The sequence below is a fragment of the Haloferax sp. s1 genome, assembly GCF_058382125.1.
This window is the reverse complement of sequence record NZ_JBZRPK010000373.1, coordinates 1-3,759: the sequence shown is the minus strand read 5'-3', so window position 1 is coordinate 3,759 and position 3,759 is coordinate 1. Positions and strand designations below refer to the sequence as shown.

General features: G+C 61.2%; 3 protein-coding genes. All 3 read right to left on the bottom strand.

Features of this window, described 5'->3' with window-relative positions; genetic code table 11:
- Positions 1–1,141: FGGY-family carbohydrate kinase (locus tag QT222_RS04680; protein ID WP_491476458.1), on the bottom strand; the 1,141-nt coding region annotated here is incomplete at its 3' end.
- A gap of 389 nt (positions 1,142–1,530) precedes the next feature.
- A complete protein-coding gene (locus QT222_RS04675; protein WP_491476457.1) occupies positions 1,531–2,841 on the bottom strand; it encodes an anaerobic glycerol-3-phosphate dehydrogenase subunit C in 1,311 nt (436 codons plus the stop codon).
- Positions 2,838–3,759: glycerol-3-phosphate dehydrogenase subunit GlpB (gene glpB, locus QT222_RS04670; protein WP_491476456.1), on the bottom strand; the 922-nt coding region annotated here is incomplete at its 5' end. The genes QT222_RS04675 and glpB, both read right to left, overlap by 4 nt.

The following is a 3,759-nucleotide window of genomic DNA, read 5'->3' as shown; positions in this document are numbered from 1 at the left end:
CGACAGTAACGCCGACAATCGTCCCACAGGCACGCTGGTCCCAGTGCGGCGCACCGAGACCGGCGAAAGCGGGAACGAAGTAGACGCCGTCAGTCGAGTCGACCGACCGAGCGAGCTTTTCGGACTCGGAGGCGTTCTCGATGAGCGTCATGTCTTCGAGCCATTCGATAGCCGCGCCGGTGATGAAAATCGACCCTTCGAGAGCGTACTGGACGGGTTCGCCGGAACGCTGGAAGCCGACGGTCGTAAGCAGGCCGTGTTCGGACATGACTGCCTCTTCGCCGGTGTTCATGAGCATGAACGAACCGGTACCGTAGGTGTTCTTGGCGTCGCCAGCGTCGAAACAGGTCTGGCCGAACAGCGCGGCCTGCTGGTCGCCGAGCGCACCCGCGACGGGCACTTCGGCACCGAGGAAGCCGCTTGCGTCGGTCTCGCCGTAGTGGTCGTCGTCAGACGACGGTCGAACTTCGGGGAGAATCTCGCGGGGGACGTTGAACTCGTCGAGGAGTTCGTCGTCCCACTCCATGTCGTGGATGTTGAACAACATGGTCCGCGACGCGTTGGTAACGTCCGTGATGTGGTTACCCGTCAGCTTGTAGATGAGCCACGTGTCGATGGTACCGAAGGCGAGTTCGCCTTCCGCGGCGCGGTCGCGGATATCTTCGGGTCGCGAGCGCTGAAGCTTGATGGGGTCGGAGTTATCGAGTATCCATTCGGCCTTCGTCGCAGAGAAGTATGCGTCGGGTTCGAGTCCCGTCTTCGCGCGCACTTCGTCCGTCTTACCGTCCGCTTCGAGCGTCTCGATTCGGTCCGTCGTGCGGCGGTCCTGCCAGACGATGGCGTTGTGAATCGGCTGTCCAGTCTCACGGTCCCAGACGATGGTCGTCTCGCGCTGGTTCGTGATACCGATTGCTTCGAGTTGTTCCGGGTCGAGAAGCGCGTCGTTGAGCGCCTCGTTGATGACCGTCTTCGTATTCTCCCAAATCTCGTTTGCGTCGTGTTCGACCCAACCGGGTTCGGGGTAAATCTGTTCGTGCTTCTCGTAGGCGTTGGCGACCACCTTTCCGTCGTGGTCGAACACCATGAAGCGCGTGCCTGTGGTACCTTGGTCGATGGCACCAACGTATGTTTCTCCTGACATTTCTAACCAACCTCGATACGAACTCTCCGAACGAGAGTCCTACCAGTACAAACGTGCACAAATTATATGATAAATCTTTCTTTACTCCCGATTAACTACCTCGAATAGATAACTCCGTTGGAGAGGCACTCTACGTAGGGATAATCGGCAAAACATTTCGTACGCCCACCCCTAATAGTTATGTTTTCGAAATGTCGGGGTGGACAGACCCTACGCGTTCGTCACTGACGAACTAGATCAGTCGTAACAGAAACTATTCTACCGGTTTATCGAGTTTTCAGCGGATTTTGTGTATGTATGTCGTTGTGCGCCTGCTGACTCGAACTGGACGCAAGGTCGATAGCGGCGGCGACTGCCAACCGCTTTGGGTGCGCGCTCTCCTGCGCGTCTCAGACTAACGCTTCTTCGAGGAGCTGCAGCGGGTGCTTGATGTCGTAGCCCGTGCCGTGTTCCATCTGCATCGAACACGTCGGACACTCGGTCATCCCGACGTCGCCTTGGGCGTGCTCCATGTGGTCGAACATGTCGGCAGCGATTTGCATCGACTTGTCGTATTTCTCTTCCTTCCAGCCGTAGGTACCGGAGATGCCGGAACAGGAGTCGCCCACGTCCTCGATTTCGACGCCGTCGAGTTCACGGAACAGTTCGACTGACTGCCGGTCGAGACCCTGATTGCGGGCGTGACACGGCGCGTGGTAGGCGAACGACTGGTCGTCGACGGACACTTCTCGAAGCTCGTCTTCGAGGTTCTCGTGGATGCGGAGGTATTCGAGCGCCTCGTAGGTGTGTTCGGATACGTCTTTGATGCCGTCGATGTCGAACAGTTCGGGGTACTCCTGGCGGAGCGACATCGAACACGAGGTACACGACGCGATGACATCGTAGCCCTCGTTGAGCAGGCCGGAGAAGTTCTCGACGTTGATACCGGCGGCGCGTTTTGCGTCCTCCAACATCCCGTTTGCGAACATCGGCGTCCCGGAACAGCGCTGCTTGGGGACGACGACTTCGTAGCCGAACGACTCGAAGACGCGCACCATCGCCTTGCCGACTTCGGGCGTGTTGTAGTTGGAGTAACAGCCGTGGAAGTAGGCGACGCGCTTTTCTTCGGAGCGGACCTTCGGGCCGCCGCGTTCGTTCCACCACTCGCGGAACGTCTGCGTGGCGAACGCGGGGAAGTCACGTTCGGACGTAATACCGAGCACTTTCTCGTTGACCATCTGGACGAGCGAGTTCCCCATCATGGCGTTCGTCAGGCGGGGGAACATACTGCCCAGTTGGGCGAGCGTCCCGTAGTTGGCGAGGATGCGGTTGCGGATGTACTCCCGCGAGAGTTTGTCCATCTCCTCTTCGACGTACTCGCCGCGGGCCGTGTTGTGCATCTGGCTGAGCGGGACGCCCGACGGACAGGCGTCGTCACAGCGCATGCAGTTCGAACACGACATGATGGAGTCGTCGACGGGTTCGTCGTCTTTGCGCTTGAGACGCCACTGCTCCGGGCCTTGGAACTTCGGTCCGGGGAACTCGTCGTCGACTTCCGCGACCGGACAGGACACGTCACAGGCGGTGCACTTGTAACAGTTGTCCGCGCCGGGTCGGAGGTCCATGTCGGTGCTCTCGGGGAACACCTCGACCGCTTCGAAGTCGTCTGTCTGTGCGCCGGGGTTGAGGTTCGGATTTGTCGGTGACTCTGCGTCGCTCATTGGGTTGCCTCCTCTCCCGCGAGGCGTCCGGCGACCGCGCCGGTCGAAAGCGAGACGCCGCTCGCGGATTTTTCGCGTGCGATGTCGGCGCCGCCGACGACGCCGCCCGCCGCACGCAGGTTCTCGAACTGTACCGCTCCGTCTTCGTCGGTCGGGCGCAGTTCGTCGTCGGGGACGACGCCGAAGCGCGCGAATGCGTGACTTCCGAACGCTTCGGGTTCGGACCACTCATAGCGGTCCTCGGGGTGCGGAATGTGGCACCCGAAGACGGGTTCGGTGATGTGTTCGCGGTCCGAATCGATTCCCTTCCCGACGAGTCCGCCCGTCGCGAGGACGATTTGGTCGGCCTCGTAGGGCGTTCGGCGGCTTTTCTGGTCGACGATGACCGTCTCGATACGCCCGTCTTCGGCCTCGAAATCGACCGCCGGGTTGCCAGCGGAGATGCGGACGCCCGCTTCGTCGAGGGCGTCGAACAGCATATCTTCGAGTTTGAGACCGAGGAGACTCGGCGGGCCGGTCGGGACTTCGAAGACGGGCACGCCGAGTCGGTCTGCGAGTTCGTCGCGGACCTCGTCGTCGTGGTCGTCGCCGAGCATCGCCGGGAACCCGACGCGAGTCTCGCCGTCCAGTTCGGCGTCGATGGCGTCGGCGAGGACGGACCGAGCCGTTCCGCCATCTACGGACTCGTCGCGGTCAAGCGCCTTTGCGAAGCGCGTTACCTTCGCGTCGGAGCGGAACGATTTGGGGAACTCAAGGGTAACGCCGCGGACCGAGAACGGAACGCCAGCGGCCGTGAGGTGGTCGGCCGCGACGGGGGCGTCGAAGTCAGTCAGGTTCTCGAACCCGACGAGGAGCATGTCGCCGGACGAACTAGCGAGACCGGGTGCGACCGACTCGGGGTAGCGAGCAGTTGGCTTC